16 protein-coding genes are annotated in these 16,788 nt (G+C 65.6%); 13 read left to right on the top strand and 3 right to left on the bottom strand.

All coding sequences use genetic code 11. The annotated features are described in order from the left end of the window. Position 1 precedes the first annotated feature (1 nt). The 13 genes from FHR20_RS06015 (at position 2) to FHR20_RS05955 (ending at position 12,227) form a co-directional block, all read left to right on the top strand. Positions 2 to 2,005, top strand: coding sequence for a conjugal transfer protein TraG (locus FHR20_RS06015; RefSeq protein ID WP_167298664.1), 2,004 nt, complete (start codon positions 2 to 4; stop codon positions 2,003 to 2,005). After that, positions 2,005 to 2,448 carry a CopG family transcriptional regulator gene (locus FHR20_RS06010; RefSeq protein ID WP_167298663.1) on the top strand — a complete coding sequence of 148 codons (444 nt, stop codon included), beginning with the start codon at positions 2,005 to 2,007 and terminating at the stop codon, positions 2,446 to 2,448. Before FHR20_RS06015 ends, FHR20_RS06010 begins: the two co-directional genes overlap by 1 nt. Positions 2,449 to 2,615: 167 nt before the next feature. Continuing rightward, the gene (trbB, locus tag FHR20_RS06005; protein ID WP_167298662.1) at positions 2,616 to 3,584 is read left to right on the top strand and encodes a P-type conjugative transfer ATPase TrbB; all 969 of its coding nucleotides are present in this window, start codon (positions 2,616 to 2,618) and stop codon (positions 3,582 to 3,584) included. Further along, positions 3,581 to 3,913, top strand: a complete 333-nt coding sequence (locus FHR20_RS06000; RefSeq protein ID WP_167298661.1) for a TrbC/VirB2 family type IV secretion system protein — start codon at positions 3,581 to 3,583, stop codon at positions 3,911 to 3,913. Before trbB ends, FHR20_RS06000 begins: the two co-directional genes overlap by 4 nt. Further along, positions 3,913 to 4,182 carry a VirB3 family type IV secretion system protein gene (locus tag FHR20_RS05995; RefSeq protein ID WP_167298660.1) on the top strand — a complete coding sequence of 90 codons (270 nt, stop codon included), beginning with the start codon at positions 3,913 to 3,915 and terminating at the stop codon, positions 4,180 to 4,182. The genes FHR20_RS06000 and FHR20_RS05995 overlap by 1 nt, the downstream gene beginning before the upstream one ends. 10 nt (positions 4,183 to 4,192) lie before the next feature. Beyond that, on the top strand, positions 4,193 to 6,628 hold the full coding sequence (gene trbE / locus FHR20_RS05990; RefSeq protein WP_167298659.1) for a conjugal transfer protein TrbE: 2,436 nt from the start codon (positions 4,193 to 4,195) through the stop codon (positions 6,626 to 6,628). Then, positions 6,625 to 7,380 (top strand): P-type conjugative transfer protein TrbJ, encoded by a 756-nt coding sequence (trbJ, locus tag FHR20_RS05985; RefSeq protein WP_167298658.1) that lies wholly within the window; start codon positions 6,625 to 6,627, stop codon positions 7,378 to 7,380. The genes trbE and trbJ overlap by 4 nt, the downstream gene beginning before the upstream one ends. Next, on the top strand, positions 7,377 to 7,751 hold the full coding sequence (gene trbK-alt / locus FHR20_RS05980; RefSeq protein WP_208413421.1) for a putative entry exclusion protein TrbK-alt: 375 nt from the start codon (positions 7,377 to 7,379) through the stop codon (positions 7,749 to 7,751). The genes trbJ and trbK-alt overlap by 4 nt, the downstream gene beginning before the upstream one ends. Before the next feature lies 1 nt (position 7,752). After that, positions 7,753 to 9,033 (top strand): P-type conjugative transfer protein TrbL, encoded by a 1,281-nt coding sequence (trbL, locus tag FHR20_RS05975; RefSeq protein ID WP_167298657.1) that lies wholly within the window; start codon positions 7,753 to 7,755, stop codon positions 9,031 to 9,033. A gap of 2 nt (positions 9,034 to 9,035) precedes the next feature. Further along, positions 9,036 to 9,719, top strand: a complete 684-nt coding sequence (gene trbF / locus FHR20_RS05970; RefSeq protein ID WP_167298656.1) for a conjugal transfer protein TrbF — start codon at positions 9,036 to 9,038, stop codon at positions 9,717 to 9,719. Continuing rightward, positions 9,716 to 10,714, top strand: a complete 999-nt coding sequence (trbG, locus tag FHR20_RS05965) for a P-type conjugative transfer protein TrbG (RefSeq protein ID WP_167298655.1) — start codon at positions 9,716 to 9,718, stop codon at positions 10,712 to 10,714. The genes trbF and trbG overlap by 4 nt, the downstream gene beginning before the upstream one ends. Beyond that, a complete protein-coding gene (locus FHR20_RS05960; RefSeq protein ID WP_167298654.1) occupies positions 10,711 to 11,988 on the top strand; it encodes a TraB/TrbI/VirB10 family type IV secretion system protein in 1,278 nt (425 codons plus the stop codon). The genes trbG and FHR20_RS05960 overlap by 4 nt, the downstream gene beginning before the upstream one ends. Continuing rightward, entirely contained in the window at positions 11,985 to 12,227 is a 243-nt protein-coding gene (locus FHR20_RS05955; protein ID WP_167298653.1) for a DUF2274 domain-containing protein, read from the top strand. The genes FHR20_RS05960 and FHR20_RS05955 overlap by 4 nt, the downstream gene beginning before the upstream one ends. Here FHR20_RS05955 and FHR20_RS05950 read toward each other — a convergent pair. The 3 genes from FHR20_RS05950 to FHR20_RS05940 form a co-directional block, all read right to left on the bottom strand. Further along, the gene (locus tag FHR20_RS05950; RefSeq protein ID WP_167298652.1) at positions 12,203 to 13,111 is read right to left on the bottom strand and encodes a LysR family transcriptional regulator; all 909 of its coding nucleotides are present in this window, start codon (positions 13,109 to 13,111) and stop codon (positions 12,203 to 12,205) included. The two genes, FHR20_RS05955 and FHR20_RS05950, sit on opposite strands and share 25 nt — an antisense overlap. A 249-nt stretch (positions 13,112 to 13,360) precedes the next feature. Beyond that, positions 13,361 to 14,098, bottom strand: coding sequence for a response regulator (locus FHR20_RS05945; protein WP_167298651.1), 738 nt, complete (start codon positions 14,096 to 14,098; stop codon positions 13,361 to 13,363). Continuing rightward, on the bottom strand, positions 14,091 to 16,757 hold the full coding sequence (locus tag FHR20_RS05940; RefSeq protein WP_167298650.1) for a sensor histidine kinase: 2,667 nt from the start codon (positions 16,755 to 16,757) through the stop codon (positions 14,091 to 14,093). The genes FHR20_RS05945 and FHR20_RS05940 overlap by 8 nt, the downstream gene beginning before the upstream one ends. Positions 16,758 to 16,788: the final 31 nt, after the last annotated feature.

Below are 16,788 nucleotides of genomic sequence, written 5' to 3'. Positions count from 1 at the left end.
TATGTCCGCCACCAAGATTCTGTGGGGTCAGATCATCGCCGTCTTCACCGTCGTCCTGCTGGGCATCTGGGGCGCGACCCAATGGACCGCCGCGGCGCTGGGGTATCAGTCTCAGCTCGGCCCGCCCTGGTTCATGCTTGGCGATACGCCGATCTATGCGCCGCCGGCCTTCTTCGCCTGGTGGTTCTCGTTCGACGCCTATGCCCCCCATATCTTCCTGACCGGCGGCTATATCGCGGCATCGGGCGGGTTCGTCGGGATCATCGTCGCCATCGGCATGTCGGTCTGGCGCGCGCGGGAAGTGAAGAACGCGCAGACCTATGGCTCGGCCCGGTGGGCGCAGGCCCGCGATGTTCGCGCCGCTGGACTGCTGGGCGACGACGGCGTGGTGCTCGGCAAGTTCGGTCCGCGCTATCTGCGCCACGACGGCCCCGAGCATGTGCTGTGCTTTGCGCCGACCCGCAGCGGCAAGGGCGTCGGCTTGGTCGTACCGTCGCTCCTGACCTGGCCGGGATCGGCGATCGTCCACGACATCAAAGGGGAAAACTGGACGATCACCGCCGGGTTCCGCGCCGGGTTCAGCCGGGTGCTGTTGTTCGATCCGACCAACGCCGCGTCGGCCGCCTACAATCCGCTGCTGGAGGTCCGCAAAGGCGAGTGGGAAGTGCGCGACGTTCAGAATGTCGCCGATGTGCTGGTCGATCCCGAAGGGTCGCTCGAAAAGCGGAACCACTGGGAGAAAACCAGCCATGCGCTGCTGGTGGGGGCCATCCTGCATGTGCTCTACGCCGAGGCCGACAAGACCCTGGCCGGTGTCGCCGCCTTCCTGAGCGATCCGAAGCGGTCGATCGAAGCTACGCTCGCGGCGATGATGTCGACGCCCCATCTGGGCGAGGCCGGCGTCCATCCCGTCGTCGCCAGTGCGGCACGCGAACTGCTCAACAAGTCGGAAAATGAACGGTCGGGCGTGCTGTCCACCGCCATGTCGTTCCTGGGCCTCTATCGCGACCCCGTCGTCGCGCAGGTGACGCGGCGCTGCGACTGGCGGATCGCCGAGCTGATCGATGGGGAACGGCCGGTCACGCTCTATCTCGTCGTGCCGCCCTCCGACATCAGCCGGACCAAACCCCTGATCCGGCTCGTGCTCAACCAGGTCGGCCGACGCCTGACCGAGGAGCTGACCCCGCGTGGCGATCGGCACCGCGTCCTGTTGATGCTCGACGAGTTTCCCGCGCTGGGCCGGCTGGATTTCTTTGAATCGGCGCTGGCGTTCATGGCTGGCTATGGGCTGAAGGCGTTCCTGATCGCCCAAAGCCTCAACCAGATCGAGAAGGCTTACGGCCTGAACAACTCGATCCTCGACAACTGCCATGTGCGCGTCAGCTTCGCGACAAATGACGAGCGGACGGCGAAACGGGTGTCCGACGCGCTCGGCACCGCGACCGAAATGCGGGCGATGAAGAACTATGCCGGGCACAGATTGAGCCCCTGGCTTGGCCACCTCATGGTCTCCCGTTCGGAAACCGCCCGCCAGCTCCTCACGCCCGGCGAGGTAATGCAGCTTCCGCCCGCCGATGAAATCGTGATGGTCGCCGGCGTCTTGCCGATCCGGGCGAAGAAGGCGCGCTACTATCAGGATCGGGCTTTCGCCGAACGTCTCCTGCCACCGCCCGCGTTGGTCCCTCCCGACCCCAAGACGTTGCCCAAGGATGATTGGAGCACGGCCGCGCCTGTGTCCGCGGCGACAAAACGGGCGTCGCCCACATCGGCAAAGCCGGGCAAGGCCGTCGCCGCCGATCCCGCCAATGGCGGAATCCGCCGCGAACCGGAATTGCAGCCCCATGAGGATATCGCACCCACGCCCGCGATCCCGAAACATGAGTTCAATTTCGGCGATGACGATGGCGGCGACGATGATGCCGCGCGCAATCGCAAGCTCATGGACCGGATGACCGGCCTTGCCCGGCAAGCGTCGCTCGATCCCAATGACGGGGTGGATCTGTGATGGCCCCCAAGCGCATCAAGCACACCTTCCGGCTGCCGCCCGACCTTTCGGCCCAGCTTGCCGATTTCGCCGGGCGCAAACGGATCGCCCAGGCCGTCGTCGTTGAGACGGCGCTTGCGTCCTTCCTGTCGCCGGATGGGTCGGACCGCCTGGAGGCCGCATTGAGCCGGCGCCTCGACCGGCTGAGCCGCCAGGCCGACCGTCTCGCCTATCATGTCGAGGTGTCGAACGAGGCGCTGGCGCTGTTCATCCGCTTCTGGCTGACGAACAATGCGCCCCTTCCCGACACGGTCCTTGCGGCAGCCCAGGCGATGGGGCGCGAGCGCTATGAGAGCTTCATTGAAGCCCTCAATCGTCGGATGGAATTCGGGCCGCGTCTGACGAACGAATTATCGTTCGACGTGCCGGGCAAGACCGAGTCGGACGCCGGATCGGCGCCATGACCGGCGGATAGGACGCCGGGCGGCGATCCCCAAACCCGCCGTGTCCCTGTCTTTCTGCGCCACACTACGACGACGCTAATTGCTTGTTGCAGATCAGCTTTTGCTGCGTCTCTTAATCACCCCCGATCACTGGCCTCCGTTTGGCCGGTGCGTTCGAGGGGACCGACGTGGCCGTTCATCCGATCCGATCCGAAGCGAGTTTGCGCGGCGCGAAGATGCTGCGCACGGCGCTCGGACCGTCGATCTCGGCCTGGCTCGAAGACCCCACCGTCATTGAGGTGATGCTCAATCCCGATGGCCGCCTGTGGGTCGATCGGCTCGGCGAAGGCATCTCGGAAACCGGCGACCGACTGTCGGCGGCTGACGGCGAGCGGATCGTCCGTCTGGTCGCGCACCATGTCGGCGTCGAGGTGCATGGCTCCAGCCCGCGGGTCTCGGCCGAGCTGCCGGAAACCGGCGAACGCTTCGAAGGGCTGTTGCCGCCGGTCGTCGCCGCGCCGGCCTTCGCGATCCGCAAACCCGCCGTCGCCGTATTCACGCTCACGGACTATGCGGCTGCCGGCATCATGTCGCTGGCCGAGGCCGAATTGCTGCGCAGCGCGGTCGCGGCGCGGCGCAACATTCTGGTCGCGGGCGGCACCGGCACCGGCAAGACCACCTTGACCAACGCCCTGCTCGCCGAGGTCGCCAAGACCGGCGACCGCATCGTCCTGATCGAGGACACGCGCGAGCTTCAGTGCGCCTCACCCAATCTGGTCGCGATGCGAACGAAAGACGGCGTCGCGTCGCTGTCGGATCTCGTGCGCTCATCGCTGCGCCTGCGGCCCGACCGCATCCCCATCGGCGAGGTGCGCGGCGCCGAAGCGCTCGACCTGCTGAAGGCCTGGGGCACCGGCCACCCCGGCGGGATCGGGACGATCCATGCCGGCACCGCGCTCGGCGCCATCCGCCGCATGGAGCAGCTCATCCAGGAGGCGGTCGTCACCGTCCCGCGGGCGCTCATCGCGGAGACCATCGACCTTGTCGCCGTGCTTGTCCGGGACGGCCACGGCCGCCGGCTCGCCGAACTCGCCCGCATCGAAGGGCTTGGCCCTGACGGCGACTATTCGCTCACCCCCGCAGGAGACCAGCCATGATCCACCATGCCCTCTCGGCGCGGCGGCGCCTGTTCGCGCTCGCCACGTCCAGCTTCATCGCGCTCGCCGTCGCCATGCCGGCCCAAGCGGCCGGGTCGTCGATGCCGTGGGAGGCGCCGCTTCAATCGATCCTCGAAAGCATCGAGGGGCCGGTCGCCAAGGTGATCGCGGTCATTATCATCATCGTCACCGGCCTGACCCTGGCGTTCGGCGATACGTCGGGCGGATCGCGCCGGCTGATTCAGATCGTCTTCGGTCTCTCGATCGCATTCGCCGCGTCGAGCTTCTTTATCAGCTTCTTTTCCTTCGGCGGCGGGCTGCTGGTCTGATGGACAGCCGCGAACCGATCCCCGGCTATTTCGCGCCGGTCCACCGCGCGCTGACCGAACAGATCCTGTTGGGCGGAGCGCCGCGCGCCATCGCCATCGCCAACGGCACCCTGGCCGGGGCGATCGGGCTCGGTCTGCGCCTCTGGCTCGCCGGCCTGGTCATCTGGGCGATCGGTCACGCCTTCGCGGTGTGGGCGGCGCGGCGCGACGCACAGTTCGTCGACGTTGCCCGCCGGCACCTGCGCTACCCCTCATTCCTGCGCGCGTGAGGCATTGGCCATGATGTCCTTGCGCGAATATCGCAACACCACCGCCAGCCTGGCCGACTATCTGCCGTGGGCGGCCCTGGTCGCCGAAGGCGTCGTCCTCAACAAGGACGGCTCGTTTCAGCGCACCGCCCAATTCCGGGGACCGGATCTCGACAGCGCCACGCCCGCGGAACTGGTCGCGACGACCGGACGCCTCAACAATGCGCTGCGCCGGCTCGGATCGGGCTGGGCGCTGTTCGTCGAAGCGCAGCGCGGTCCCGCGCAGGACTATCCCGCCTCCGATTTCCCCGACCCTGTTTCGGCGCTGGTCGATCTGGAGCGGCGCGAACAGTTCCGCGAGGAAGGCGCCCATTTCGAAAGCGCCTATTTCCTCACCCTGCTGTGGATGCCCCCGGCGGAAGATGCCGCCCGCGCGGAAGGCTGGCTCTATGAGGGGCGATCGGGCAGCGCCGTCGATCCCTGGGAACTGCTCAAGGGTTTCATCGATCGCAGCGATCGGGTGCTGCACCTGGTCGAAGGCTTTGTGCCCGAAGTGCGCTGGCTCGATGATGCTCAAACCCTCACCTATCTCCACAGCACGATCTCGACCCGACGCCAGAATGTGCGCGTGCCCGAGACGCCCATGCATCTCGACGCGCTGCTGGTGGATGAGCCGCTCACCGGCGGGCTCGAGCCGCGTCTGGGCGATCATCATCTGCGCACCCTGACGATCACCGGATTTCCGACCGTCACCTTTCCCGGCCTGCTCGACGAGCTGAACCGGCTCGCCTTTCCCTATCGCTGGTCGACCCGGGCGGTGATGCTCGACAAGACCGATGCCACCAAGCTTCTCAGCCGCATCCGCCGGCAATGGTTCGCCAAGCGCAAATCGGTCGCGGCGATCCTGAAGGAGGTGATGACCAACGAGGCGTCCGCGCTGATGGACAACGACGCTTCCAACAAGGCGGCCGACGCCGATCTGGCGCTGCAAGAGCTGGGCTCGGACATGATCGGCCAAGCCTATGTCACCGCGACGGTGACGGTCTGGGACACCGATCCCGGCATCGCGGCCGAGAAGCTGCGGCTGGTCGAAAAAGTGATCCAGGGCCGCGATTTCACGGTGATCCCGGAGGGCATGAACGCGATCGAGGCATGGCTGGGGAGCCTGCCCGGTCACGTCTATGCCAATGTCCGGCAGGCGCCGATTTCCACCCTCAATCTCGCCCACATGATCCCGCTCTCGGCGGTGTGGGCGGGGCCGGAACGGGACGAGCATCTAGCAGCGCCCCCACTGCTGTTCGGCAAGACCGAAGGCTCGACCCCGTTCCGGTTTTCCCTTCATGTGGGCGATGTCGGCCACACCTTGATCGTGGGTCCGACCGGCGCCGGCAAATCGGTGCTGCTCGCGCTGATGGCGATGCAGTTCCGGCGCTACAGCGGCGCGCAGGTGTTCGCCTTCGACTTCGGCGGTTCGATCCGGGCCGCGGCGCTGGCGATGGGCGGCGACTGGCAGGATCTGGGCCGCAGCCTCTACGACGGCGCCGCGGCTTCGGTGTTCCTTCAGCCCCTCGCCCGGATCGATGAACCGGCCGAGCGCAACTGGACGGCCGAGTGGCTCGCCGCCATTCTCGCCGCCGAAGGCGTCACCATCGACCCGCAGGCCAAGGAGCATCTGTGGTCGGCGCTCGGATCGCTGGCCTCGGCGCCGGCGACTGAGCGCACGCTGACGGGCTTGGCTGTTCTGCTCCAGGCGCAGGATCTGAAGCAAGCGCTCGCGCCCTATTGCGTCGGCGGTCCCTACGGGCAGTTGCTCGATGCGGAATCCGAACGTCTCGGCGACTCCAGCGTCCAGGCGTTCGAGACGGAAGGCCTGACGGGGACGGGCGCCGCGCCGGCGGTCCTGTCCTACCTGTTCCACCGGATCGAAGGGCGGCTCGACGGGTCGCCGACCCTCATCATCATCGACGAGGGCTGGCTGGTGCTGGATTCGCCCGCCTTCGCCCAGCAGCTTCGCGAATGGCTGAAAACGCTGAGGAAGAAGAACGCCAGCGTCATTTTCGCGACGCAGAGCCTCGCAGACATCGAGACCAGCGCCATCGCGCCGGCCATCATCGAGAGCTGCCCGACGCGGGTTTTCCTGCCCAATGACCGGGCCGTCGAGCCGCAGATCACCGCCATCTACGAGCGGTTCGGATTGAACGCCCGGCAGATCGAGATTCTCAGCCGGGCGACCCCGCAGCGCGACTATTACTGCCAGTCCCGGCGCGGCAACCGGCTGTTCGATCTTGGGCTCGGCGACATCGCGCTGGCCTTCACCGCCGCATCTTCCAAGACCGACCAAGCCCGCATCGCCGACCTTGTCAGCGTCCACGGCCGTGAGGGTTTCGCTGCCGCCTGGCTGCGCGCGCACGGCCTCGACTGGGCTGTCGAGCTGCTCACCCCCGCAGAGAAGGAGAAGATAGGATGATCCGTTCCCATATGCGCCGCGCGCTGATCGCCGGCGTCGCAGCGATCGGCCTTGGACTGGCCGCAGCCCCCGCCAGCGCCCAATTCGGGCTGGGGGGCATCGTCTATGATCCCACCAACTATGCGCAGAATGTCCTGACCGCCGCGCGCTCGCTCCAGCAGATCAACAACCAGATCCAGAGTTTGCAGAACGAGGCGAACTCGCTGATCAATCAGGCGAAGAACCTCGCCAGCCTGCCGTTTTCTTCGCTCCAGCAGCTCCAGCAGCAGGTCCGGCAGACGCAGCAATTGCTGAGCCAGGCCCAGCGCATCGCCTATGACGTCCAGCAGATCGATCAGGCGTTCAGTGCCCGCTACCGCAACATCAACCTCAATGCGTCCGATCAGGCATTGATCGACGGCGCCCAGGGACGCTGGGAAGACAGCGTCGGCGCGTTCCAGGACTCGCTGAAGGTGCAGGCCGGCGTCGTCGGCAATATCGAAGGCGCACGGAGCACGATGGACGGTCTGGTGACGGCCAGCCAATCGGCGACCGGCGCCTTGCAGGCGACCCAGGCCGGCAACCAGCTTCTGGCGCTCCAGTCGCAGCAACTCGCCGACCTGACCGCGATGATGGCGGCGCAAGGCCGGGCGCAGGCGCTGGAATCGGCGCAGCGCGCCGCCGCGCAGGCGCAAGGTCGGGAACAGCTCCGCCGGTTCCTGACGCCGGGCGTGGGCTATCAGCCCGGCAATGCCCGGATGTTCCACGAATGAGCATCTCGGTGGACTCCAAGCTCCTCGCACGGATCGGCGCCATCGTGTTCGTGGCGATCGCGATCACCATGACGGCGATCCAGATGCGCGATGCCTCGAAGGGGTCGCCGTCGCCCGAGTCCGCCCATGCGACGGTCATCGAACCCGACGCCGATCCGCTGCGCGGCGAGCTGATCCGTTGCCAGGCGATCGGCGCGGCGGGCGCCAGCGATACCGCCTGCCTGCGTGCATGGGCGGAGAACCGGCGGCGTTTCCTCGCGCCAGGCTCTCGGCCGCAAGCGGCAATCGCCGAACCGATCCAGGCCATTCCGGGCACGGCGAGCGATGCTGTCGTCAAGGAGAGCACGCCCGCGCAGGACGCGGGCCGCTGAGATGGGCGGCACCGGCGTCATCGATCGGTTTCTGGAGGTCTTCACTTCCTACATCGACAGCGGTTTTGGACTGCTGGGCGGGGAAGTCGCGTTCATCGCCACGACCCTGATCGTCATCGATGTGACGCTGGCAGCACTGTTCTGGACCTGGGGGGAAGGCGACGACATCATCGCCCGGCTGGTCAAGAAAACCCTCTTCGTCGGCGTCTTTGCCTACATCATTGGCAACTGGCAAACGCTGGCGCGGATCGTCTTCGAGAGCTTCGCCGGCCTTGGCCTGAAGGCGTCGGGAACGGGATTCACGACCGCCGAACTGCTCCAGCCCGGCCGCGTCGCGCAGGTCGGCTTCGATGCCGGGCGGCCGATCCTCGCATCGATCTCGGAGCTGATGGGCTTCGTCTCGTTCTTCGAGAATTTCATCCAGATCGCCGTGCTGCTGCTGGCCTGGGTGATCGTGCTGATCGCCTTCTTCGTCCTCGCGATCCAGCTTTTCATCACGCTGATCGAGTTCAAACTGGCGACGCTGTGCGGGTTCGTCCTGATCCCGTTCGGGCTGTTCGGCAAAACCGCCTTCATGGCCGAGCGCGTGCTGGGCAATGTGATCTCCTCGGGCATCAAGGTGTTGGTCCTCGCGGTGATCGTCGGCATCGGATCGACGCTGTTCACCGAATTCACGACCGCGATCGGCAGCACGCAGCCGTCGATCGAGGACGCGATGACCATCGTGCTCGCCGCCCTGGCGCTGCTCGGCCTGGGGATTTTTGGTCCCAGCATCGCGAGCGGCATCGTCTCCGGCGGGCCGCAACTCGGCGCGGGCGCCGCAGCCGGCACCGCGCTAGCCGCCGGTGGCGCTCTGCTCGGCGGCGCGGCCGGCGCGCGTCTCGCCGCAGGCGCTGCGGGCGGTGCGGTTGCTGGCGCTGTTCACGGCGGCGCTCATGCCGCCGGCGCCACGTCGGCGGCCTATACGGCGGGATCGGCTGGAAAGAGCGGCATGGGCGGTGTCGCCGCAGGGCTCGGCGGCGTCGGCAAGGCCGCGACCAGCGCCGCCATGTCGCCCCTGCACCGCGCGGCGGAATCCGTGAAGCAGAGCTACCAGGCCGGGGCCGGCGGATCATCCGCCGCCGCATCCAGCCCGTCCGCGTCATCGGGTCCGCCCGCCTGGGCGACCGCCATGAAGCGCCGCCAGGCCATGACCCACGGCGCGAACGTCGCCGCGCACACGCTGCGCGGCGGCGACGGTGGCGGCAGCGGTGCTTCCATCGACCTCAGCCAGAAGGATTGAGCATGTTCCGCAGACCCAACACCAACTACGGGAAAGCCCCCCAGCCGGAGACGCCCTACCAGCGTGCGGCGCAGGCCTGGGATGACCGGATCGGCTCGGCGCGCGTCCAGGCGAAGAACTGGCGCCTTGCCTTCTTCGGCGCCCTGACGCTCTCGGGTGGGCTTGCCGCCGGCCTGGTGTGGCAGGGCGCGCGCGGAACGATCGTTCCCTGGGTGGTTCAGGTCGATCAGCTTGGCGAGGCCCAGGCCGTCGCCCCGGCCGAGGCAGGTTATCGGCCGACCGATCCGCAGATCGCCTTCCACCTCGCCCGCTTCATCGAGCAGGTTCGCAGCGTCTCGGCCGATCCGATCATCGTGCGTCAAAACTGGCTTCGCGCCTATGACTTCACCACGGACAAGGGCGCGCTCACCCTCAACGATTACGCCCGCACCAACGACCCCTTCGCCAACATCGGCAAGGTCCAGGTGGCGGTCGATGTCTCCAGTGTGATCCGGGCCTCGCCGGATAGCTTCCGCGTCGCCTGGACCGAGCGGCGCTATCAGGACGGCAGCCTGGCCGTGACGGAGCGCTGGTCCGCGATCCTCACCATCGCCGTGCAGCCGCCGCGAGACGTCGAACGGCTGAAGAAAAATCCGCTCGGCGTGTTCGTCAACGCCATCAACTGGTCGAAGGAGCTGGGCCAATGACGCATTTCCGTAAATCAGCAATTCCGGCTTTGCTGATAACCGCATCCACGCTGACGGCTTGCGCGACGACCGCCGCACGCCCGCCCGCAATCCGCTACGACGATGCCGCGCCGGCCATGCTGACCGTCGAGCCGCCAAAGCCCGTTGAGGTGGTGGCGATACCCGAGCCGTTGCCGTTGCCGGGCCAGTTGAAGCCAGTCGACGACACACCACGGCCCCCGGAGGCCGCCGATCCGCGCCTGCGCGTCGGGGCGGCCAACGCCGCCGCCCGCATCGAGCCAGTGCGTGACGGCTTCCTCAATGCGATCCAGCTTTATCCCTGGACGGACGGCGCGCTCTATCAGGTCTATACGGCGCCGGGCCAGGTCACGGACATCGCGTTGCAGGAAGGCGAGCAGCTCGTGGGCGCCGGGCCGGTGGCCGCGGGCGATACCGTCAGGTGGATTATCGGCGACACGGTCAGCGGCGTTAGTCCGACGGCGCGCATCCATATTCTGGTCAAGCCGACCCGCGCGGACCTCATCACCAATCTGGTCATCAATACCGATCGCCGGACCTACCATCTGGAGCTTCGAGCGACGCCATCGACCTATATGGCGTCGGTGTCCTGGACCTATCCGCAGGACCGCCTGATCGCGCTCCGGGGTCAGAATGCAGCCGCAGCCGACGCGGCTCCGATCGCCGCCGGGGTGGACGTCGCCTCGCTCAATTTCCGCTATGGCATCGAGGGTGACAATCCGCCGTGGCGGCCGATCCGTGCGTTCGATGACGGCCGCCAGGCGTTTATCGAGTTTCCGGCCGGGATCGGGCAAGGCGAGATGCCGCCCTTGTTCGTGATCGGTCCGAGCGGTGCGGGCGAACTCGTCAACTACCGGGTCTCGGGTCGCCACATCATCGTCGATCGGCTGTTCGCGGCGGCGGAACTTCGCCTCGGCGACAAGACGTCCGAGCAGCGGGTCAGGATCGTGCGCGATGATGGAAGGTCACGGCGATGAGCGAGGCCGAACCGCCGCTCGCCGAAAGCCCGGCGCCATCCCCTGCCAGTCCAGCCGCGCCGGCAAACCTGCGTCTGCGCAGCGATCCGCCTCGCGTCATGCGCCTATCGCGCAAGGTGCTGGCCACCCTGGGCGTCGTGGCCGCCACGGGCGTCGGCGGCGCTTTGATCTACGCGCTGCAACCTTCTGAAAAGGGCGTTGCCGAGGAGCTATACAGCACCGAAGGGCGCGCGACGGCCGACGGCCTCAACAGCGCGCCAAAGGACTATGCCGAGATTCCCCGGCTCGGCCCGCCATTGCCGGGCGATCTTGGCGGCCCAATCGTCTCCGCCCAGCAGCGCGGGGAAACCGTGCCCGTGCCGCCGATCGGCGCGGCGTCGCCGGGCGGCGGGCCGCCAAGTGCGGCCGATACCGCGCGCGAGCGTGCGGTGCAGGAGCGTGACGCCGCTCGGACCAGCCGGCTGTTTCTTGGCGCCGGGGCGGCATCGGCGGGCGCGGGAGCAATGCTCGATCCGCTCGCCGCCGCGATGCCGGGATTTCAGGGCCTCCCGGCGCCGACGCCAACGGCGGCGAGCGACATCGCGGCGGCAAACCCGCAGTCCGAAGACAGCGCGCAGAACGGTCAGACCGCCAAACGAGCGTTTCTCAATCCCTCGGCCGATCGCAATCTCACCAATACGAACCGCGTGGTGGCCGCCGCATCGCCCTGGGTGGTTCAGGCCGGCAGCGTCATCCCGGCGGCGCTGATTACGGGCATCCGGTCCGACCTGCCTGGCCAGATCACCGCGCAAGTGACCGAGAATGTCTATGACAGCCCGACGGGCCGCGTCCTGCTCATACCCCAGGGTGCGCGGCTCATCGGCGAATATGACAGCCAGGTCTCGTTCGGCCAGAACCGGGTGCTGCTCGCCTGGGATCGCTTAATCCTGCCCGGCGGCAGATCGATCATGCTGGAGCGCGAACCTGGCGCCGATGCCGCAGGGTTCGCCGGTTTGCAGGACCGCACCGACTATCATTGGGGCTCGATGCTGCGGGCTGCGCTGACCTCGACCCTGCTCGGTGTGGGATCGGAGTTGGGCGCCGATGACGATGGCGAGCTTACCCGTGCGTTGCGGCGCGGGTCGCAGGATACCATCAACCAAAGCGGCCAGCAGATCGTTCGGCGTCAGCTCAATGTGCAGCCGACGATCACCATCCGGCCGGGCTATCCGCTGCGGGTGCTCGTCACGCGCGATCTGATCTTGCCCGCGCTTGTCCAGGAGATCCGGCGATGACGAAACTGAAACTCGGCAGCCTTGTCGACGAGAAGCCCGTGAAGGTGACGGTTGAGCTGCCCGCCGCGCTGTTCGCGGACCTTGCCGCCTATGGCCAGATATTGGGCGAGCAGGGAGATGGCGCGGCGACCGTTGAACCCGTTCGCCTCATTGTGCCGATGTTGAGCCATTTCCTCGCGACCGATCGCGGTTTCGCCAAGGCGCGGCGCACGCATCAGGGGCCAGCGAAGGCCGGGTAACGCTCGCCGATTACGCTGAATAGGCTTTTCAGGGCGGGGTTGTCATTGCCGTCCCGCCAGAATGCCGTGAAATCGACATGCGCCAGGCCCGACGTATCGTGGATCTCGCGTAGCACCGTCCCTGGATATTTGACGCCGCTTGCCGTGTCGCAAACGAGGGTCAGGAACCGGCCGGTGGACACCATGTTCAGGATATTCTCGCGGCTGACACTCCGCATGGCGATGTCGGGTTTCAGGCCAGGTTCCGCGAGACGTACCCGCAGGAGATCGGCTGCGTCAGGACCTGGATCGGCAGCGGGCACCACGAAATTCTCGTTGCGGAGATCATGCCAATAAATCCGGTCCGCCTCCGCCAGCATATGTTCCTCGGGCAAGGCCACCAGCCATCGTTCGGGCCAAAGATGCCGTCTCTGAAGGCCGACGCCCATTAGCTCGCCTGGGATAAGCGCGATGTCGATCAGGCGAGACATCAGACCCCGCTCCAGTTCTGCATGGCCGCCCTCGATGCCGATCAACTCAACGCCAGGAAAGCGATGGACGAAATCAAGCAAGGTCGCGCGTAGATGGCTCGCCGATAGAGATGTGCTGAACCCGAACGTCAGCGTTCCGGCTTCCCCGCGCCCCATCGCGCGGGCGCTGATGCGAAGGGCATCGATCTCCTCGACGATCCGACGCGCGGTTTCGAGGAAATCCGCGCCCATTTTCGTCGGAACGGCGCCTTGGGTCGATCGCTCGAACAGGGTCATGCCCAGGCGCTGTTCCAGCAGCGCGATCCGTTTGCTCAGCGTGGTCTGTTTGACACACAGCTTGCGCGCGGCTTCCGCGAAGCTCCGCGTTTCCCCGGCGACGACCGCGAAACGCAATTGGCGCAGCTCAAATGGCATCAAGGGCCGGTGCTAACTACGGCCTCTGGCAAACCGAAAACCACGTCGAACGCCGTGGATGCGATCAGTATCCCAAGTGCCTCGAACAGCACGACATAGACCACCCGTCTTCTCATTCCCTGCATTGGTCTCACCTGCCAGAAACAACTTGGCTCGTGCCAATCATCAAGTTTCTTGCCATGTAAAAATAGGTTTGCTTCAGTTTTGATTAGAGGAGGAGGCGAACTGCAATTCGCTCGATTTTCTCATTCAGACAGTAGAATTTGACGGAGGAGTTGACCCTTCGGATATCTCCAGTCCGGACAGCCGATAACCGACCTGGAGTTCGGTTATCAGATGATGTGGTTGCGAAGGATCATCCTCCAGCTTCTGGCGCAGTTGAGCCATATAGATGCGGATGTAATGGGGCCGTTCCGAATAACCCGGTCCCCAGACCTCCATCAGCAACTGCCGATGCGTAATGACTTTACCGTGTCCTCGAATGAGGGCCGATAGCAGTCGGAATTCGATCGGCGTCAGATGCACCGCTTCGCCGAAGCGCAGGATCTCATGGGTTGCAAGATCGACTGTGACGTCTCCGAAGCGCACGATCGACGATGCGGCAGCACCATTGGAAACGATGCTGGACCGCCGCAGTTGGGCGCGAACTCGAGCGAGCAATTCCGGCACACCGAACGGTTTCACGAGATAATCGTCGGCGCCGGCGTCCAACGCCTCCACCTTCTCCGTCTCGTGTTCGCGAGCGGACAGAACTAGGATCGGCGACGAGACCCAACCGCGCAGTTCCCGGATCAGCGTTTTGCCATCATCGTCAGGCAAGCCCAGGTCAACGATGAAGAGGTCGGGCTTGCGACTGGCCGCGTCGATGCGCGCGTGCTCCGCGGTTGCCGTCTCGAAGACATTCATGCCTTCCTTTTCCAACGCCAGCCGCACGAACCGGCGGATATCGGCCTCGTCCTCCACGATCAGGATGCGCGGTTTAATCATGCCCGGTCTCACTCTCAATTTCGGGGGGGGCGCCCAAGGGCAGGCGGATTTCGAACACGGAACCATGGGGAGCACGCGACTCCGCGTGGATCGTCCCGCCGTGCGCGACAATGATGCTTCGGCAGAGCGATAGGCCCAGGCCCACGCCCGCGATGGACGATTCCTTCTGCCCGCGGCTGAATGGTTCGAACAGCTTCTCGGGATCGGCACCAGGCAGGCCCGGACCATTGTCCTCCACTACCAGGTACATGGATTCGCCCGAGGTGCCGGCACGGACAAGGACCGTGCTTCCCGGCGGAGTATATTTCGCGGCATTGTCGAGGAGGTTGATCAACACCCGTTCGATAAGGGGTGCATCGACCTCGACCAGCGGGAGAGCAGCAGGTAGGTCCGCTCTGATCAGCCTCGGGGCCAGAACCGGCGCCGATCGCGAGAGCGCGCTGCCGACGATCTCTCCCATCGTATGCCAGTCCTTGTTCAGCCGCACCCCTTCGCTTTGCATGCGCGCGAGGTCGAGGAGATTTGTGACCAGGCGCTTCAGCTCATCAGCCTGCATCCGGATCGACCGCGCCAGTTCGCCGCGCTCGCCTTCGGACAGATCGGCCGGATGTTCGAGCGTCTCCGCGAGGCCGCGTATGGCAGTCAGCGGGGTTTTGAGATCGTGCGATACGGCCGAGAGCAGCGTGTTGCGCAGCTTCTCGCCTTCCATGCGCAGGATCGTGTCCTGAGCGACCTCGACAAAATGGATGCGCTCGAGCGCTAGAGCGATCGACGAACAGCACGCATCCAGCAGTCGCCGGTCATCGGGATTGGTCGTTAGCGGTTGATCCCCCGGATAGACGGCAAGCACGCCCCGAGGCGCCATCGGCCCCTTCAAAGGTATGTATAGGGCCTCCGCCGCGTTGAGCGTCTGGGTTCCAAGTCCAGCTTCCTGAACATGATCATAGCTCCATTGCGCGACCGACAGGTCAAGGAACCGGTATTCGCGTGTCGCGACCAGCTTGTTGTCCGCGCCCGGGAGCAGTAATTCCAGCCGGGCGTCGAACAGCGGCGCGATCGCCTCCTCGCAGATCGTGCTGATTTGCTCGATCTTGATCACGCCCGAGAGATTCCGCGCGACCCGTGCGAGAGCAGAAGCGCGCCGCTCGCCAGCTCTTGCGACGCGTGCTTCTGACCGCAATCGCGCCGCAAGCTGGCTGATCATCAGCGCGACGGCCAGCATCAGCGCGAAGGTGAAGATATACTGCGTGTCCGATACTACGAACGACAAGCGCGGCTCGATGAAGAAGAAATCGAGCATCGCGACACTCAGCAGCGATGCCCAGGCGCCGGCCATCCGGCCGAGGCGCAGGGCGACGAAGACGACCACCACCAGGAAGAGCATGACGATGTTGGCGACATCGAAGACACGCAGCAGCAGGTTCGCGACGAACGCCCCGACACTGCACGCGGCCGTCGCGATCAGCAGCGCTTTCGCATATCCGGGTGCAGTACGTTCCGGCCGGAATCTGAGCGGCTGCCCCCCCGTGCCCTGTACCCCCAGCAGGATCAGACCGATTTCCGGATTGGCACGCGCGATCCGCTCGGCGAGCCTGGGTCGGAAGGGTATGACGTTCCGCCCGGCCGGATTGCCCATGACGAGCTTGGTTGCGTTGCGCTTGCGGGCATAATCGAGCAGTGTCTGCGTTACATCTTGGCCAGGGATGTTCGCGAACTCCGCACCCATGCCCTGGGCGGTAGCAGCGAGATTGAACAGGGTCTGTCTCGCCTGTTCATCGTCGCCTTGATGGGGCTGATCGACATGGACGACTATCCAGTTGGCCTCAAGGCGTTTGGCAAGTGTGGCGCTCTCTCGAACCAGTGCTTCCTGCGATCGATGCGCACTCACGCACACCATGACCAACTCGCGCGTTGGCCAGACCTTCTGAATCGCATGCGAAATGCGATAGGTGCGGACGTCGGCATTTACCCGATCTGCTACCTTTCGCAGCGCCAACTCGCGCAGCGCGATCAGGTTGCCGCGCCGGAAGAAATTCTGCCGTGCCCGCTCGATGGAGACAGGAAGATAGACCTTACCCGCGCTCATGCGGGTGAGGAGGTCGTCCGGCGGCAGATCGACTAGCACCACATCGGTCGCCCGATCGAAAATCCGGTCGGGAACGGTCTCTCGGACCCGGACGCCGATGATGCCGCCGACGATGTCGTTGACGCTGTCGAGGTGCTGGACGTTGACAGCCGTATAGACGTCGATGCCGGCGTCGAGCAGCTCCTCGACGTCCTGCCAGCGCTTTGCGTGACGGCTACCCGCCGCGTTGGTGTGCGCAAGTTCGTCAACGATCAGGAGCTTGAAGCCGGAGGCGAGCGCGCCGTCGAGATCGAATTCCTTGATCGGCCGCCCGCTTCCGACCAGCTTGAGGGGCACCACTGGGAGCCCCTCGGTGAGCGCCTGGGTTTCCCTGCGCCCATGGGTTTCGACGATCCCGATCCCGACCGAAGCGCCTTCGGCGTGCAACTGGCGCGCTGCCTGGAGCATCGCGAAGGTCTTGCCCACGCCGGCACAGGCTCCGAAGAATATCTTCAGTTGGCCCCTGCCGGAGCGGTGGGTTTCTTCCTTCACGACCTGCAGGAGGTCGTCGGGATCGGGTCGTCCATCCGTCATCGTATCGAACTATTACTCTGTTTCCGACATA

It is taken from the genome of Sphingomonas leidyi, assembly GCF_011761945.1.
Lineage (GTDB): Bacteria > Pseudomonadota > Alphaproteobacteria > Sphingomonadales > Sphingomonadaceae > Sphingomonas > Sphingomonas leidyi.
Note: the sequence above shows the minus strand (reverse complement) of the source record. Positions and strands in the feature narration are given on the sequence as shown.

Coding starts and splice junctions, on each gene's coding strand:
- FHR20_RS06015 (WP_167298664.1), top strand. CDS start 2: ATGTCCGCCACCAAGATTCTGTGGGGTCAGATCATCGCCGTCTTCACC.
- FHR20_RS06010 (WP_167298663.1), top strand. CDS start 2,005: ATGGCCCCCAAGCGCATCAAGCACACCTTCCGGCTGCCGCCCGACCTT.
- FHR20_RS06000 (WP_167298661.1), top strand. CDS start 3,581: ATGATCCACCATGCCCTCTCGGCGCGGCGGCGCCTGTTCGCGCTCGCC.
- FHR20_RS05995 (WP_167298660.1), top strand. CDS start 3,913: ATGGACAGCCGCGAACCGATCCCCGGCTATTTCGCGCCGGTCCACCGC.
- trbE (WP_167298659.1), top strand. CDS start 4,193: ATGATGTCCTTGCGCGAATATCGCAACACCACCGCCAGCCTGGCCGAC.
- trbJ (WP_167298658.1), top strand. CDS start 6,625: ATGATCCGTTCCCATATGCGCCGCGCGCTGATCGCCGGCGTCGCAGCG.
- trbK-alt (WP_208413421.1), top strand. CDS start 7,377: ATGAGCATCTCGGTGGACTCCAAGCTCCTCGCACGGATCGGCGCCATC.
- trbL (WP_167298657.1), top strand. CDS start 7,753: ATGGGCGGCACCGGCGTCATCGATCGGTTTCTGGAGGTCTTCACTTCC.
- trbF (WP_167298656.1), top strand. CDS start 9,036: ATGTTCCGCAGACCCAACACCAACTACGGGAAAGCCCCCCAGCCGGAG.
- trbG (WP_167298655.1), top strand. CDS start 9,716: ATGACGCATTTCCGTAAATCAGCAATTCCGGCTTTGCTGATAACCGCA.
- FHR20_RS05960 (WP_167298654.1), top strand. CDS start 10,711: ATGAGCGAGGCCGAACCGCCGCTCGCCGAAAGCCCGGCGCCATCCCCT.
- FHR20_RS05955 (WP_167298653.1), top strand. CDS start 11,985: ATGACGAAACTGAAACTCGGCAGCCTTGTCGACGAGAAGCCCGTGAAG.
- FHR20_RS05950 (WP_167298652.1), bottom strand. CDS start 13,111: ATGCCATTTGAGCTGCGCCAATTGCGTTTCGCGGTCGTCGCCGGGGAA.
- FHR20_RS05945 (WP_167298651.1), bottom strand. CDS start 14,098: ATGATTAAACCGCGCATCCTGATCGTGGAGGACGAGGCCGATATCCGC.
- FHR20_RS05940 (WP_167298650.1), bottom strand. CDS start 16,757: ATGACGGATGGACGACCCGATCCCGACGACCTCCTGCAGGTCGTGAAG.